Source organism: Pseudomonas sp. LBUM1672 (genome assembly GCF_059695655.1).
This window is the reverse complement of record NZ_CP166781.1, coordinates 3,976,268-3,992,464: the sequence shown is the minus strand read 5'-3', so window position 1 is coordinate 3,992,464 and position 16,197 is coordinate 3,976,268. Positions and strand designations below refer to the sequence as shown.

At 60.3% G+C, this 16,197-nt stretch carries 14 protein-coding genes; 6 read left to right on the top strand and 8 right to left on the bottom strand.

Features of this window, described 5'->3' with window-relative positions:
- The first annotated feature begins 12 nt into the window (after nt 1–12).
- The 5 genes from ACA053_RS18180 (at nt 13) to ACA053_RS18160 (ending at nt 6,089) form a co-directional block, all read left to right on the top strand.
- Nucleotides 13–1,461: a sensor histidine kinase gene (locus ACA053_RS18180; protein ID WP_109632921.1), complete on the top strand. Its 1,449-nt coding sequence runs from the start codon at nt 13–15 to the stop codon at nt 1,459–1,461.
- A gap of 254 nt (nt 1,462–1,715) precedes the next feature.
- Complete coding sequence (locus ACA053_RS18175; RefSeq protein WP_497396261.1) at nt 1,716–2,069, top strand: hypothetical protein; 354 nt, start codon at nt 1,716–1,718, stop codon at nt 2,067–2,069.
- Nucleotides 2,066–3,097, top strand: coding sequence for an SCO family protein (locus ACA053_RS18170; RefSeq protein WP_497393321.1), 1,032 nt, complete (start codon nt 2,066–2,068; stop codon nt 3,095–3,097). The genes ACA053_RS18175 and ACA053_RS18170 overlap by 4 nt, the downstream gene beginning before the upstream one ends.
- Before the next feature lie 102 nt (nt 3,098–3,199).
- On the top strand, nt 3,200–4,693 hold the full coding sequence (locus tag ACA053_RS18165; RefSeq protein WP_497393320.1) for a sensor histidine kinase: 1,494 nt from the start codon (nt 3,200–3,202) through the stop codon (nt 4,691–4,693).
- Nucleotides 4,662–6,089 (top strand): sigma-54-dependent transcriptional regulator, encoded by a 1,428-nt coding sequence (locus tag ACA053_RS18160; protein ID WP_109632913.1) that lies wholly within the window; start codon nt 4,662–4,664, stop codon nt 6,087–6,089. The genes ACA053_RS18165 and ACA053_RS18160 overlap by 32 nt, the downstream gene beginning before the upstream one ends.
- Nucleotides 6,090–6,092: 3 nt before the next feature.
- On the opposite strand, the gene ACA053_RS18155 is transcribed toward ACA053_RS18160, so the two are convergent.
- On the bottom strand, nt 6,093–6,479 hold the full coding sequence (locus ACA053_RS18155) for a hypothetical protein (RefSeq protein ID WP_497393318.1): 387 nt from the start codon (nt 6,477–6,479) through the stop codon (nt 6,093–6,095).
- 179 nt (nt 6,480–6,658) lie between these two features.
- Here ACA053_RS18155 and ACA053_RS18150 point away from each other — a divergent pair, with 179 nt between their 5' ends.
- Nucleotides 6,659–7,465, top strand: a complete 807-nt coding sequence (locus tag ACA053_RS18150) for a class I SAM-dependent methyltransferase (RefSeq protein ID WP_497393317.1) — start codon at nt 6,659–6,661, stop codon at nt 7,463–7,465.
- A gap of 940 nt (nt 7,466–8,405) precedes the next feature.
- Here ACA053_RS18150 and ACA053_RS18145 read toward each other — a convergent pair.
- The 7 genes from ACA053_RS18145 to ACA053_RS18115 form a co-directional block, all read right to left on the bottom strand.
- A complete protein-coding gene (locus tag ACA053_RS18145; protein ID WP_497312170.1) occupies nt 8,406–9,098 on the bottom strand; it encodes an N-acetyltransferase in 693 nt (230 codons plus the stop codon).
- 115 nt (nt 9,099–9,213) lie between these two features.
- Entirely contained in the window at nt 9,214–10,005 is a 792-nt protein-coding gene (locus ACA053_RS18140) for a ChbG/HpnK family deacetylase (RefSeq protein WP_497312168.1), read from the bottom strand.
- A complete protein-coding gene (locus ACA053_RS18135; protein ID WP_497312166.1) occupies nt 9,977–11,194 on the bottom strand; it encodes a GNAT family N-acetyltransferase in 1,218 nt (405 codons plus the stop codon). Before ACA053_RS18135 ends, ACA053_RS18140 begins: the two co-directional genes overlap by 29 nt.
- 4 nt (nt 11,195–11,198) lie before the next feature.
- Nucleotides 11,199–11,888, bottom strand: coding sequence for an N-acetyltransferase (locus ACA053_RS18130; protein WP_497393316.1), 690 nt, complete (start codon nt 11,886–11,888; stop codon nt 11,199–11,201).
- A gap of 86 nt (nt 11,889–11,974) precedes the next feature.
- On the bottom strand, nt 11,975–13,894 hold the full coding sequence (locus ACA053_RS18125; protein ID WP_497393315.1) for a hypothetical protein: 1,920 nt from the start codon (nt 13,892–13,894) through the stop codon (nt 11,975–11,977).
- The gene (locus tag ACA053_RS18120) at nt 13,891–15,195 is read right to left on the bottom strand and encodes a lipopolysaccharide biosynthesis protein (RefSeq protein WP_497393314.1); all 1,305 of its coding nucleotides are present in this window, start codon (nt 15,193–15,195) and stop codon (nt 13,891–13,893) included. The genes ACA053_RS18125 and ACA053_RS18120 overlap by 4 nt, the downstream gene beginning before the upstream one ends.
- Nucleotides 15,192–16,193: a polysaccharide deacetylase family protein gene (locus tag ACA053_RS18115; protein WP_497393313.1), complete on the bottom strand. Its 1,002-nt coding sequence runs from the start codon at nt 16,191–16,193 to the stop codon at nt 15,192–15,194. Before ACA053_RS18115 ends, ACA053_RS18120 begins: the two co-directional genes overlap by 4 nt.
- Between the last annotated feature and the right edge of the window lie 4 nt (nt 16,194–16,197).

The window sequence follows — 16,197 nt, the reverse complement described above, 5'->3', positions numbered from 1 at the left end:
GGAACAACGTCCATGACCAGTCAGACCACAGCCCTCCAGAAAGAAGAGGGCGATGTCCACTTGAGCTCGCGCAAACAGCCGTTCAATCTGCTGCGCTGGTTCTCGCTTATCAGCATGGCGGTGATCGGCACGGTGGCCGTGGCGCTGGGTGCGGTGTCGACGCGCTTCGTGATTACCGAAAGCGTGCAGCGCGATGCGTTGCTCACGTCCCAGTTCATTCAGGCGATTGCCTCGGCCGAGGTGCGCCATGTCTCGATCCCCAACGTGCGGACCATGGGCGAGCTGCTTGACCCGCGTAAAGACAAGGACTTTCCCGACGTAGACCCCATGGCCCGGGCCAGTGCCCGTGGGGAATTCCTCGACCATATCGAGCATTTGCCCGACGTGATCCTGGCCAACATTTATGCCCCGGACCGCATGGTGATCTGGTCCACCAACCCGGCGCTGATGGGCACCACGATCCATGCTGACGAAGACCTCGACCAGGCCTTCTCTTCCAAGACCCCGGTGTCGGCCAGTTATCACAGCGTCGACAAAAGCCGCATGGAGCAAAAGTTCGTCACGCCACCGGACTACATCTTTATCGAGAACTACATTCCTTTGTTCGATGCCGACGGCAATACCGTGACGGCGATGGTCGAGATCTACAAGGAGCCCAGGGACCTGATCGACCGCATGGAGCGTGGCCTGGTGCTGATCTGGCTGGCCACGGCCCTGGGCGGCGGACTGATTTATCTGGGGCTGTACTGGATCGTGCGACGGGCAGCGAATTTGCTGGCGACCCAGCAAAAACAACTGATCACCAACGAAACGTTCGTGGCGCTCGGGGAGATGTCATCGGCGGTTGCCCACAGCCTGCGCAACCCGTTGGCGACCATCCGCTCCAGTGCCGAACTGGCCTTGGAGTTCGACACTGGCCCGGCCCACAAGAACATCAACGACATCATTGGTCAGGTGGACCGCATGTCGAAGTGGGTCAGGGAATTGTTGCAGTCGTTACGCCCGCTCAACGACGAAGCCGAGCCGGTGAACCTGGTGGCGGCCCTGCATGACAGCCTCATGGCTTTCGAGCATCAGATTGCCAAGGCCGGGGTGACGGTGGTGTTCGAGCCGCAGGAGACGCCGATGGTGCTGAGCCAACAGGTGCAGCTCACGCAGATCCTCAACAGTCTGCTGGCCAATGCCGTGGAAGCGATGGATCGGGGCGGCACGCTGACCATCACCCTGGAGCCGACCGATACCCGGGGGATTTGCGTGGTCGTGAACGACACCGGCAAAGGCATGAACGAAGAACAACGCCGGATGGTGTTCCGCCCATTCTTCACCACCAAGCAAGGCGGGCTGGGTGTCGGGCTGGTGTTGGTGAAGCGGATCATGGAGCGTTTTGGCGGCGCGGTGAGCCTGGGCAGTCGTGAAGGTGAGGGCACGAGTGTCCGTCTGTCGTTCAAGCGGATTCCCTGAAAATGGGTGCGAACTTTCCCCGCTAGCGGGTGTCAGGACCCAATCGTTTTTACCAGTCATGGCAAATTTTTTTGATAAGCGATTATTTTTTAACGCATTAATGATTTTGTATAAAGCTGTTGCAGGTATGGCGAGGTCCTTGCAGATCCATCACTACCCCCTTCAAATCTTCGAGGCGGCTGGTGATGGACATAATCGCGCGGCGTCCCTTCAAGTGGTTCGATCCCCCGACACCTTTGAGCGATCTCCTGACAATGACGCTCGGCCCCGCGACGCTGCGTGCAAGCCTGATCGATGACGAGCGACAGCCAGAACCTTCCGTCCACATCCTGCCGCCTGCCGTGCAGACCCGTTTCAACTACCCCACCAATGGCAAGCCGAGCTCGCTGTTTGGCGCTCAACCGTTCCCCAGCCATGCCAACGCCTTTTTCTTCCACGGGCAGTATTACGACTATCGCTGGCCGATCCAGCTAGCCGGTTACGACAGCATCAACACCGACGCCCAGGATCCGCCAAGCCGGGATGGCATGAGCTACGTCAACTCCGCCGCGCTGCCAACCTTCCGCAATGGTGATGGCTTCGGCCCACAAGTGGCGGTGAAAAAATGAAGCGCAGCAGAGCCGACACACCCGTGCATACGCCGCGTTCCCGCGCCTTGGGCATGCACCTGATTTTAGTCCTGGTCACCTGTCTGTTGGCTCTTCAGGTACTGCTCGCTCACGAAGGGGTGCTGTCGCCGACGGAATCGGCGACACCCTGGGGCAGCGATTACTTCCCAAACACCCTGCTGACCGATCAGGACGGTCGGCAGGTGCGGTTCTTCGATGACTTGATCAAGGACAAGGTGGTGGTGATCAACTTCATATTTACTACGTGCAGCGACTCCTGCCCCCTGGAAACCGCGCGCCTGCGTCAGGTGCAAAAATTGCTCGGCGACCGGGTCGGCCAGGACGTCTTCTTTTACTCCATCAGCATCGACCCGCTCAGCGACACGCCCGAGGTGCTGAAGGCTTACGCACAACGCTTCAAGGTCGGGCCGGGCTGGAAGTTCCTGACCGGTGAATTCGAAGCGGTTACCGATCTGCGAAAAAAACTCGGCCTGTTCATCGAAGGCGTCGACAACGGACGCAACAAGGACCACAACCTGAGCCTGATCGTCGGCAACCAGAGCACCGGTCGCTGGATGAAAGCCTCGCCGTTCGAGAACCCGTGGATCCTCGCCGATCAGTTGGCCAACACCTTGCAGAACTGGAAGAAAGCCAGTGTTGGCGAAAGTTACGCCAATGCGCCCGAGATTCGCCCGCCAAGCACTGGCGAAGAACTGTTTCGCACTCGCTGCGCGTCGTGCCACAGCCTGGGTCCGCTGGACGGGCAGGGTATCGGCCTGCGCAGCATCGGCCCGGACCTGATTGGCGTGACTCGCCAGCGCGACCCGGTATGGCTCAGTCGCTGGATTCGCGAGCCGGACCGCATGCTCGCGGAAAAGGACCCGATCGCGATGGAGTTGTTTGAACGTTTTGACAAGATCCCGATGCCCAATCTGCGTCTGGATGAGAACGCTGCGCAGTCAATTATGGGGTTTTTGCAGGAAGAAACCGATCGCCAACAACCGCTGCAAGCGGCGCAGTCGCAATAGCGGCGAAATACTATCAGTGAAGCCGTCGACCACGATCAATGCGACCTACACTGATCCGAGACACGGCTGAAAAGGCTTGATGCACTTAGCCAGGACACTCCCATGCAGACGCTGGAACAACAAAAGATTCCTGCGCCGGACACGCCGGCAACAGGGGGACAAAGCCGGCGCGGACAGTTCAATCTGCTGCGCTGGTTTTCCTTGGGCAGTTTTCTCATCATCGCTGCCGTGGCGCTGGGGTTGGGTTATGTGTCCACGCGTTTTGTCGTCGATGAGAGCATCGAGCGCGATTCGATGCTGACGGCGCAGTTCATTCAGGCCATTGGTGATGCGGAAATTCGCCATGCCGGCATCACCCGCAAAAGAACCATGGGCGAGATGCTCGATCCGCGCGATGACAACGCCTATCCCGACGTAAATCCCGACTCCCGTGCCGCGGCCCGCATAGAGTTTCTCGATCATGTCGAGCACTTGCCGGACACGCTGTTGGCGGTGGTGTACGCACTGGATCGCACGGTGGTCTGGTCGACCAATCCACAGATGATCGGCATGCGCATCGACGGGGATGAAGAACTGGACGAATCTTTTGAAATGAAGGAACTGGTGTCCACCAGCTACCACGAGGTTGACGACGAGCGTCCTGAACAGATACTGCTGCGTGAGCCTGAGTATCTGTTCATCGAGAACTACATCCCGATGTTCAATGCCGACAAAAGCAAAGTCATCGCCATGGTCGAGATCTACAAGGAACCGACGGATCTGGTGGCGCGCATACAGCGCGGCTTCAAGGCGATCTGGCTGGCGACCTTGCTCGGCGGTCTGGTGATCTACCTCGGGCTGTTCTGGATCGTGCAGCGTGCGTCCAAGTTGCTGCAGAGCCAGCAGAAACAGCTGATCACTAACGAGACCTTTGTCGCTTTGGGGGAAATGTCCTCGGCGGTCGCCCACAGCTTGCGCAATCCGCTGGCGAACATTCGCTCCAGCGCCGAACTGGCCCAGGACATCGCCAGCCAGAATGCGCAGAAAAACATCGGCGACATCATCAACCAGGTCGATCGCATGTCGCGCTGGGTCCGGGAGTTGCTGGTGTCGTTGCGGCCGATGAACGACGACTTCGAAACCGTGGACCTGGTGCTGGCCATCGATGACACGCTCAGCGCTTTCGATGCCCTGATCAAACGTTCGAACGTGGAGGTGCGCTTCACGCCGCAGACCTGTCCACCGGTCGTCAGCCAACAAGTGCTGCTCACCCAGATTCTTAATAGCCTGTTTGCCAATGCCCTTGAGGCCATGCCCAAGGGCGGCTTGCTCAGTATCGATATTGAGCACCCCAGGTCCGGTCAGGTGCGGATGACCCTGAGCGATACCGGCAAAGGCATGACCCAGCAGCAGCAACAGATGGTCTTCAAGCCGTTTTTCACCACCAAACAGGGAGGGCTGGGCGTTGGCCTGGCCCTCGTCAAACGAATAATGGAGCGTTTTGAAGGCTCGGTCGAACTGACCAGCCAGGAGCAGGAAGGAACCCGCGTCTGTCTCAATTTCAAAGTGGCAACGGGAGGGGAATATGGAGCACAGCATACTGCTGGTCGAGGATGATGAACTCCTGGCCGAGAATATTCAGACCTACCTGGAGCGCAAAGACTTCGAGGTGACGGTCTGCCACTCGGCTGAAGAGGCGTTGGATAAACTGGGTACGTTCACCCCTGATGTGGTATTGACCGACAACTCGCTGCCGGGCATGAGCGGCCACGACTTGATCCAGAAGCTGCGCATCAGCGCGCCGGATCTGAAAGTGATCATGATGACCGGCTACGGCAATGTCGAAGATGCCGTGGTGGCGATGAAAGAGGGCGCTTTCCATTACGTCACCAAACCGGTGGCTTTGCCGGAGCTCAAACTGTTGCTGGACAAGGCCCTGGCCACTGATCGAATGGAGCGCACGCTGTCGTTTTATCAGGAACGCGAGGCGCAGAAGTCAGGCGTACAGGCGTTGATTGGCGAATCGGCTCCGATGCAATACTTGAAAAACACCATCGCCCAGTTGCTCGACGCCGAGCGGCGCATGGCCAACACCGACCTGCCGCCGGTGCTGGTGGAAGGCGAGACCGGGACCGGCAAGGAACTGGTGGCCCGGGCCCTGCACTTCGACGGTCCGCGCGCCAAAGGCCCGTTCATTGAATTCAACTGCGCATCGATCCCGTCCAATCTGGTGGAGTCGGAACTGTTCGGCCACGAGAAGGGCGCGTTCACCGACGCCAAGGACCGTCGTGTCGGCCTGGTGGAAGCGGCCGATGGCGGCACGCTGTTTCTCGATGAAGTCGGGGAAATGGACCTGCTGCTGCAAGCCAAACTGCTGAAGCTGCTGGAAGACCGGACCATTCGCCGGGTCGGCTCGGTGAAGGAGCGCAAAGTCGATTTGCGGGTGATCAGCGCGACCAACTGCAACCTCGAACAAATGGTGCAACAGGGCAAGTTTCGTCGAGACCTGTTCTTTCGCTTGAGGATTATCTCAATCAAGGTTCCGCGCCTGTATGCCCGCGGCGCCGACATCCTGCTGCTGGCCCGGCACTTCCTGGCGATCCATGGCAAACGCTATGGCAAACCGAATCTGCATTTCAGCGATCAGGCTGAAGACTTGCTGCTCAGCTACAGCTGGCCGGGCAACGTGCGCGAACTGCGTAACATGCTCGAGCAAACCGTGCTATTGGCGCAGAGCGATACGATTGCCGTCCATCAACTCAACGTGTGCCTGAGCCTGGTGGACGATCCGATCGTGCTGCAAGAACCCCAGCACCACGAACCGCGACCGGCCTACAACGGCACCGAGTCGATGAACCTGCCGGAAGTCGAGCGCGACATGGTGCGCAAGATGCTCGACAAGACCGACTGGAACGTCACCAAGTCCGCCCGGTTGCTGGGCCTGAGCCGCGACATGCTGCGTTACCGGATCGAGAAACTTGGCCTCGCGCGCCCGGACAAACGTCAGTGGTGAGGTTTATTGCAACGTCGCCCCCTGGCGGATGAGGCATTCGAGTACGCAGGTGGGGTCGAGGACTTCCTGGTTGACGTAGACGCCACGTACCGGATCGTAGGAGCGGATGAATACCCGGACTGAGGCATCCGCGATGGTCGGTAATACAGAGTCGTGGAACTCATGCTGGCTGGCGATCGGGATGAAATCCTGAGGGGCTGTCGGGATGTATGACCCAGGCGGTACGGTGCTCAGGGAGGGCGGCACCGGGTGGGCGAAGGGCTGGTCGGCCCCGTAATAATTGAAGTCACTGCTGTAGTCAGTAGTGGGTGTCAGAGTGTCGTCCGCCTGGGCGCCGGTGATGGCAGTCAGGCTGAGGGTGATCAACAGCGTCAGATCAGTTTTTTTCATGGCAGCACCTGCGAAATCGGTTTTCCCGCACTTCCCCAAGGCCATTAACTATAGCTGCCGTACGGGCACGCGTTCGTGATGCCCGGATTACAACATTCCAACAAACGCTCAATGGGGTTTTTCAGAACCCTGATCTAGACTCGTGCCGGTCAACAAAGCCCCGACGCCTGGAGTGTGCAATGGAAATGCCGACCAAGGAAAACGCCATCGCCAGCAACCGCGATGCCTGGAACGATTCCGCCCGACACCACAAAGATTCCCCCGATTGGCAGGCCCTGGTGAAGGCGGTCAGTCATCGCGATTTTTCCTGCATCGATGACACACTCCGCGGTGTGCTGGAGCAGGTCGGCGTCGATGGCAAAGACGTGGTGCAACTGGGCTGCAACAACGGGCGGGAAAGTCTTTCGCTGTTTGCGCTGGGGGCTCGCAGCGTGGTGGGCGTCGATCAGTCCGGGGCGTTTCTCGATCAGGCGAGAGAACTGGCTGGCCTCTCACCGCATGAGCCCGAGTTCATCGAGGCCGACATTCATCATCTGCCGACCGAACTTCATGACCGCTTCGACGTGGCGCTGATCACCATTGGCGTCTTGAACTGGATGCCCGACATCGGCGAATTCTTCCGCCATGTCGCGCAGACCCTCAAGCCCGGCGGTGCGTTGGTGGTGTACGAAACCCATCCGTTCCTGGAAATGTTTGACCCCGAGGCCGCCGATCCCTATCGCCTGGACAGCTCGTACTTTCGCAGCGAGCCATTCGTGCAGGACCAGCCGATCGTCTACGAAGGCAAAGTCGACCAGCAAGCCGCGTCGTCCTACTGGTTCGTCCACACCCTGGGCGCCATCTTCACCGGTGCCATCGCGGCGGGGCTGCAGGTCAGCCACTTCAAGGAATACCCACATTCCAACCGTGAGGAAGTCTATGATCGGTATGAAAAGCAGACGGCGCAGTTGCCGTTGTGTTTTACGTGGGTGGGGGTGAAGCGCTGAGACCCAGTCGCGGCCATCGCTAGCAGGCTAGCTCCCACATCGGAACGTCGTCGAACACAAAATCTGCGTGCGCTGAAGATCTACTGTGGGAGCGAGCCTGCTCGCGATAGCTATCTGTCAGTCACATCAATGCTGAATGACCCACCGCCATCGCTAGCAGGCTAGCTCCCACCTTTGAATCCCGCCGTACACAAATGCCGTGTGCGCTGGAGATCCACTGTGGGAGCGAGCCTGCTCGCGATAGCTATCTGTCAGTCACATCAATGCTGAATGACCCACCGCCATCGCTAGCAGGCTAGCTCCCACCTTTGAATCCCGCCGAACACAAATGCCGTGTGCGCTGGAGATCCACTGTGGGAGCGAGCCTGCTCGCGATAGCTATCTGTCAGTCACATCAATGCTGAATGACCCACCGCCATCGCTAGCAGGCTAGCTCCCACATTTGAGTTCCGTCGAACACAAATGCCGTGTGCGCTGGAGATCCACTGTGGGAGCGAGCCTGCTCGCGATAGCTATCTGTCAGTCACATCAATGCTGAATGACCCACCGCCATCGCTAGCAGGCTAGCTCCCACCTTTGAATCCCGCCGAACACAAATGCCGTGTGCGCTGAAGATCCACTGTGGGAGCGAGCCTGCTCGCGATAGTTATCTTTCAGGCACATCAATGCTGAATGACCCACCGCCATCGCTAGCAGGCTAGCTCCCACATTTGAATCTCGCGTACACAAACTCTGTGTGCACCGGAAATCTCCTGTGGAAGCGAGCCTGCTCGCGATAGCTATCTGTCAGTCACATCAATGCTGAATGACCCACCGCCATCGCTAGCAGGCTAGCTCCCACCTTTGAATCCCGCCGTACACAAACTCTGTGTGCACCGGAAATCTCCTGTAGGAGCGAGGCTTGCCCGCGAAGGCCGCAACTCGGTCTGTCTATCAGAAATCAGGCGCTGGCCGCCCCCGTCACCACTGGCCGTCCCGGTTTGCGCAGCGGATCAAGCCGTGAGCCGGTGTAGCGGGTTTCGCGGTAGAAGCGCCAGCGGCCGAACAGGCCGTAGACGTGGGTGACGCGACCTTGTTCGTGATAGCCCATGCGGATGTGCAGCTTCAGCGCCGGGATGTTGTGGGTTTCGCAGACGTCCACCACCTTGTTGCAGCCCTTGGCCGCCATTGCCGCCCAGAGGTCTACCTGAGCATCCACCGACAGGCTGGTGCCGAAGTAGGGGCGGGACATTTCGCCGCCGAACTCGAAGAACTCACCCGGTTTGACCGGGAACCAGCAGCCGTAATAGTGACGGTCGTGGTAGTCGCGAATGCTGCCCCAGATGAACGCAACCGCGTGGCCTTCTTCGTCCAGATACATGTGCCCGGTGTGACCCTCGGTGGCGAGTTCGGCCATGGTCTCGACGCGGTCACCAAAATGCTTGCCGAAAGCGCTGGCGTTTTCCGGGGTGATGGTCACCATGCGCAGGCCCGAATAGGGACGCAGTTTGTGCGGCTGTACCGGGCTGACCAGGTCGCGTTCCATCCATAAAAGCTCCCAGTGGAAGAACACGTAGCGTTTCCACAGCGTGTTGAACGTACGGCTCAAGCCCTTTTGTTTTATGCGTTCGCGAAGCTTTTCGATGATGCTCATGACGCTCTCCTTAGCCTAAGCCAGGGTGTGGGTGGAAACGCTTTTGTTGTGTATAGATCAAGCTTGAAAGTTCATATCAAAGCGCCAGCTCGGAATATGTTGCAACTTATGTAACTCATTCGAGGGCGGCTTCACCCGTCACCAGATGGCGGTTTGCAGCGCCGTAGGAAACCCGCGGTACACCGTGCAGGTGCCGCTCTAGAACAAGGGTTAGCGACTCTTCCGCGGGCAAGTAGGCATCACCGAAATCCGCGCCCAATTGAGTCGGATGAGCCATGATTTCCAGCAGACCGTCGGTCGGCATGACCTCATTGCGCAGGTCCATCGGATTACACATATAATCCGCGGTCGCACCCGCCAGGCTCTGCAAACGATTATTCAGCAAGGTCTTGAACACACGCTTGGGCAAGCTCAAGTTATGCCCCAGATTGCGCGCAACGCGCACGGGCACACCTTGGCTGGCGGCGAAGCGGGCGACGATTTCACCGATGGGCCAGATGTTGTGGACATGCTGATGAGAGTCGATGTGGCTCGGCCGTACGCCGTTGTCCACGCAGCGTTGCCATTGCGCCTTGAGCTCCTCCAACACCGCATCGCGGTCCCGGCGGCTTAGCCAGAAGCGGTGGCGGGGCAGGTTGAGATCGAATACCCCGTTGCTGTCGCAGAAGTTCGTTCGACCCAGGATCGACTGGCTCAACGGACGCCCGTACGTGAGGTTGAAATGCAGGCCGATCCGGTCCTTGAGCAACGGATGCTGGGCCATGACGCACGCCGCTTCGAAGGCCGGCATATTAGCCATGGCCGTGGCGGAGCTGATCACCCCGGCCTGGAAAGCACCGAGGATCACCGCGTTTTCGCACGGGCTGAGACCGAAATCGTCAGCGTTGACTATGACTTGGCGAGGCATGGTCGATCTCCCTGTTTGTGTCGGTTGGTGCAGCCGCTTTGACCACCGGGGCGACGGGGTTCGGTTTGGCGGCAATAGCCGCTGCCTCACGTTTGGCTCGCCGTTTCTGCAACAAGGGTTTGAGCCGCTGCCAGAGTCTCAAGGCCAGGCCCAACGCCAGGCCGCTGGGGCGCCAGGAATAGAAACTCCAGCGCCAGTGTTCCAGTTGCCCGGTCATGCGTTCGTGCAGTTGATGACTGGAGTTGTCGAGGCTCACCCGCGAGGCGTCGATCCAGCGCCAGTGCTCGTCCAGTCCCCAGCGAATCCACTCTTCGAGCAGCACCCGGCCGCTGCCCAGATCGGCATATTGCGGCAGGAACGCCAGGTTGTAATCGTACAGCCGGCCCTGTTCCAGCAACCCGAGGCGGTAACTGATGCAGCGCCCGTCCAGTTCCAGCACAACGACCCGCACCAGCCCCTGTTCGGCGAGGGCAGTGAAGGCTCGGTCCATCCATTGTCGGTGGCGTTCGTCGGCGAAAATCCCGACGCCTTCATCGCCTTTCCAACTGACCGCTTCGACTTCACTGATGGCCTGCAACAACGGGCCCATGGTCGACGCATCGGGGGTGATCCGCCGAACGACAGCGCCACACGCCGCAATGCGTTTGCGTGCGCGGCGCAGTTTGTAGCGCGGGTCACCCGAGACTTCCTGGTGGTCCGCGTCGCTGATCACGTGCACCGGCACCCGGCAGCTGAGGCGTCGTTCACCGGTCGAACTGTGGCTCATCCACTCGGTCAGCGCGCTTTCTTCGCCGACCGGTTCCGTCAATTCGTTGAGTTGCAGCAGCGCATGAGGCAGTTGTCGACGGATCTCGATCAGTGCCTTGCGGATATTTTCCGAGTCCGTTTTCGCAAGAAGCGCGAGACGGTCGGCGAGGGGGTAGCCAAGGTGATGCAGCACGCGAAACGGCAGCCTGGCGAAACGTTCGACAGAGGCCACCAACGGCAAACACAAGACCAGCTCATGACCCTGCCAGCCGAGCAACACGTGCAAGCGTTGCCCGGTGGTCAGTGCCTGTTCGGACGCGCGCATCCAGGCCAGGGTGTTGAACGGCGTGTGGTCCGTCACGCGCAGACGCAACGCTTCATAAGCCGTTTCCGGGAAGTCAGCGGCGCACAGCGAAGTGCGCCATTCGAATCGTGCTGCCATAGGGTCAGGTCACCGCTGCTGTGGCGGGTTCACGCGCCGGTTTGCGCAAGGCATCCAGGCGTGAGCCGCTGTAATGGGTTTCGCGGTAGAAGCGCCAACGGCCAAACAGCTCGTAGACGTTCATGATCCGCCCTTGTTCCTGGTATCCGGTACGTATGTGCAGTTTGAGGGCAGGGGTATTGTGGAACTCACAGACATCCACCACCGTGTGGCAACCCTGGGCCAACATGGCTTTCCACAACTCCGTTTGCAGGTCCATCGACAGCGCGGTGCCCCAATACGCGCGGGTCAGCTCGCCGCCGAATTCGAAGAATTCACCTTCTTTCACCGGGAACCAGCAACCGTAATAGTGCTTGTCGTGATAGTTGCGTGCCGCGCCCCAGATGAAGGCCACTGCGTCGCCCTTATCGTCCAGGTGCATCTGCCCGGTGTAACCTTCGCGGGCGAGTTCGGCCATGGTGTCTACGCGGTCACCGAAGTAACGGGTGAAGGCCACGGCGTTCTCCGGGGTGATGGCGACGACTTGCAGCGGCGGGTAGGGCCTGAGTTTGTAAGGCGGCACCGGGCTGACCAGATCGCGCTCCATCCACAACAGTTCCTGGTGCGAAAACACATAGTGCTTCCAGATTTTACTGAGGGTGGCACGCCAACCTTTTTGTCTGATGTGTTGGCTGAGTTTCTGCAATACGCTCATGTTATTGACTCCTGACGGTCTGTGCCGTGAGTGGAGTGATGCGAGGTGCGGCCAATGGCCGGGGTCGCAATGCAATACTTGGCAATTCATGAGGCGCTCCAGCTTAGATTGAACAGGGTCCGTCCTGGCAGCTCGAAGCTGACGCGACCGTCCTGACAGTTGAATGGCGCGTCGCGAGCTCGGTTGTCGGCGCCGAAGTAACGTAATGAACCGTTCGCCAGCGGACACTGGACTCCGGTCAGGGACACACGCTGCAAGCGCGTGGCTTTATTGACACCCAGAAGGCTGCGCTTCTTTTCCTCGGCCATGGCCAGCACGTCGACCTCGAAGGCGTCGTTATCGAGGAGCATCACGTCGTGCAGCCAATGCTCGCGGATGAACTGCTGAGCCAGGCCCACAGGCTTGAGCTCAAAGCGATCGTCGCCGAGCACGCGCAACATGCCTTTGGGGTAGTTCGGCTCGTCAGCGGCCTGGAACCAGCTCAGCATTTCCAGCAAACCGTCCTGGGACGAGTTGATGACGACCGACGCCCACCACATCGACGCGAAGTGTGTTTCCTGATCGTAAGGACTGAGGCTGGAACCGCTGGACATGTTGGTCTGGTCCAGCAGCAAGGCTTTGCGCGGCCGGCCTTGGGCGTCGAGGCCGACCAGCTCGGCGGCGCGGCGCACGCTGTCACGGTAGACCCGTGTCGCCAGCAGGTCGCGAATCATCCATTCGTGCCAGGCCAGGGCATCGATGTTGTCGCCGGACTCGGCCAGCAAGCGTTTGGCCCAATCGATGCCGCGCTTGTCGGCGGCGTTGTCGGCGAACGGGCCGTTGACCAGCCGTGAACTGGCGGGCATGGCAATGCGCACGCCGGCCTTGGCATTGGCGGGGTTGCTGCGCACCTGCCGGGCCATGCTGTTGAAGATGCTTTGGTAGTTGGCGTAATCCGGGTAGTTGAGGTTCGGCTCATCGGCAAAACCGATGTAATGCGTGCCTTTGCCGCCCAGGGCCCGGGTTGCGGCGAGCCAGGCGTCGAGCCCGGCGTTGCTCTGGGTGTCGGCGCGCAGGTCCGCCTGGCGCTGGCTCCCGGCCAACAGCGTGATGTCCTGGGTGATGCCGAAGCGGTCCTGATACAGCCGGCGGAAATCATCTTCGTACTGCGGGTTCTTCGCCGTGATGTCGACGAAGCTGTAGTAAGTCCCTGCCTGTGGCTTGAGTGCATCGAGCATTGCATAACTCGATTCCGGCACTTTGACGTAGGGCAGGGCGATGCCGAGGTTCGGGGTCGGCCCCAGCATTTTGTTGTGCAACGTCAACCGGACCTGGCCATCGTCCTCGCGCAGGGGCTTGAGCTGCTGCGGGTTCTGGGCGAACAGGTTGGCGGTGCCGTCGAGCCAGAACGCCACTTTGCCGCTGCCTTGCAGGCGCAGGCGCCAGACCTGTGGCTCGGTGGTGACGGGCAACTCGACCTTGTCGAACTGCCAATAGCCTCGATACGGTTTCAGCGCCAGCGCCACTTGTTTGCCGTCGCCCACGCGTTGCGCTTGCAGGGCGCTGACGCCGCCGTGGAACTTGCCGGCCAGCACCGCGTGTTCGCCCGGCGCCACTTTGAAGTACAGCTCATCGCCGTTGTGGGTTTCGGCGCTGAAATGCACCTTGGCCGGGGCGAACAGCGCTACCGTGCGTTCGTCGTGTTCAACCCGGTAGCGACGGAAGCTGTAACCCGGAATTTCCAATTGATAGCTGGAGGCACTCGGCGCCAACGGCCAGCTCTGACTGCCGCGCGATTCACTGGCGGCGATCAGACGCTCGCCCTGCAATTTGCCCTGGCCATCGAGCAGGTACAGGCGTTCTTCGTTGGCATCCGCCTGCCACGCCGGCGCCCAGCGAATGGTCAGGGTGTCGGGGCGATCCGGTTGCAGGTACAGGCTGCCGTCGCGAATGTCGGCCCAACGCATGGGCGCCGCCTGGGCGCTCAGCGTGAGGCCCAGACTCAACAGCAGCGCCAGGCGTTTCATGCCGACTTCCGTTGCAGCATCTGCAGCATCGGCGCTACATCGCTGGGCAGGATGATCAGGGTTTGCCAGACCGGCACGCCGCTCAATCGGCAGTACATCACCAGCAGCGCGAGGGTCACTGCGACGTAGGCGATGGACGATGCCGCCGCCGCGCCGACGATCCCGTAGGCCGGAATCAACACCAGGTTCAGCGCAAGGTTGAGCAAGGCGCCGAGGCCCATCAACAGCGAGATCGTGCCGGGACGGTTTTTGCCCAGCAGGTCCAGGCGCAGGATGCTCGCGTAGCACAGTCCCAGCAGGCCTGGCAGCAGCGCCAACAAGGCGGGGTAGGCAGGCTGATAGGCCACGCCGAACAGCGTTACGATCAGCCATTCGCCGATCACGGCCATGGTCACACAGGCGCCCAGCATCACCGTGGCGGTCAGACGCAACGCCAATGGCGTCACTTTGTCGATGCCTTCTTCCTGTTGCAGCAGGCGTTTCATCAACGGTGTGGTCACCGCTTCCGGGACGATCAGCAGCAATTCGGCGGCGGCGCTGGCCATGGCGTAATGACCGAGCGCGGTGCTGCCGAGCAGGGCGCCGATGAACAGGTAATCGGAGCGCAGGATCACTTGCTGGAACAGCAGGTCGGGATGGCTGCGGGCGCTGTAGCGCAGCAGCTCGTTCTGACTGGCGCGGTCCCATTGCAGTTTCAGGGGCTGAGCGCGTTTGAGCCAGAACCAGCCCGCCAGCACCACCAGGCTGATGCCTGCCAGCCAACTGATCAGCGCCGCTTCCAGCGCGGAGTCTTTCCACATCCAGAACAAGGCGAGAAACAGCAGCAGCGGCGCCAGGGATTCCACCAGGCGCAACGCGTTGAATGCCACCACGCCGCCCGACGCGTTATGCAAGGTCAACAGCCCGCTTTTGAGCACCGTCAGCGGCACCGCCAGCAGCAACAGCCAGGCGAGCAGGCCCAGTTGCGTGGTGATGTCGAGTTCAGTGCCGAACTCGCGCACCAGAGCGACCACCAGCAAGGTCAAAAGGCCGGCCAGCAAACAACCGAACACCAACACCTGACTCAGCAGCAACCCCATGGGCCGTTGCTTGGCCGCCTGAAAACCCACCGCCGAATTCAGCCCGCCGCTGGTGGCGGCGCTGATCAGGTCGGGCAGGGTGCTGAGCAGGGCAAACAAGCCCCGTTCGCTCGGCCCGAGGATTCGTGCGAGCAACACGTTGCGCATCAGCCGCAAACCGATCATTGCCAGTTTGGTGCCCATGCTCAGGGCCAGATGCTTGAGGTAATGGCTGCGGCTCATGCGCGTGCCCCGCGGTACAGGCGCCACGAAAGCAGCTGCGGATTACGCGCCACCCGTTGGCTGACGCCGAAGCGTGGCAGGTTCAACGGATCGTCGCTGCCCCGATAAATGCCGGTGCCCGTGCCCAGGGCAAACGGGAAATCGTGGTCGGCCACGTGTTCGCGCACCCGCGTATCGTTGTCGCCGTTGGGGTAGCAATAAACCGGCAGCGGCCGGTTGCAGCCATTGTGCAAGGCATCGCGGCTGCGGCTCAGTTCTTCATGCAAACGCTGATCGTCGAGGCCGGTGAGAATCGAATGGCTGGCACCGTGCGGGCCGAACCGCACCAGTCCCGAGGCTTCCAGCATGCGCACCTGATGCCAGTCCAGTGCCTGGGGCAATGACTCGTCCGGGCACTCATCGGTCAGGCGATTCAGGTCAGCAGGGCTGAGGGTTTTCAGGCTTTGCAGAAAGTGCAGCAAGGCCAGGCTGCGACGCTCCATGTCCAGTTCATCAAAGGGCACCGGCAATGGCCGACCGACCTCTTTCAGGCAGTCGATCAATTGCATCCGGGCGCGTTCACCGTAGCTGCCCCAAAGGGTTTCGCCGATGCTTTCCCACCAGAACCGCTGGCGGCTGCCGATGAAGTCTGTGGACAGGAAAATGCTCGCCGGCACCTGGTATTTTTGCAGCAACGGGAAGGCATTCAGCGCATTGTCGCGCCAGCCGTCGTCGAAGGTCAGGGTGATTTTCGGACGATCCGATCTCACCGTGCCGGGTTGCAAAATGTCCATCAACGACACGCAGTCGAAGTGTTTTTTCAGCCACATCAGCAAGTGTTCGAAGGCCTTCGGCCCGACACACAGCTCATTGCGATGGGGCAGTTCGGCGGCGTGGTCGCTGGCCAGCACCCGGTGCAGCATCAGGATCACACCGGCGCCTTGCAGTTGATTGCGGCCCACCGGCGAGTTGAGGTAAAGCCAGCCACTGGTACGTTTTAATAATTGTTTGATCGCCATGGCT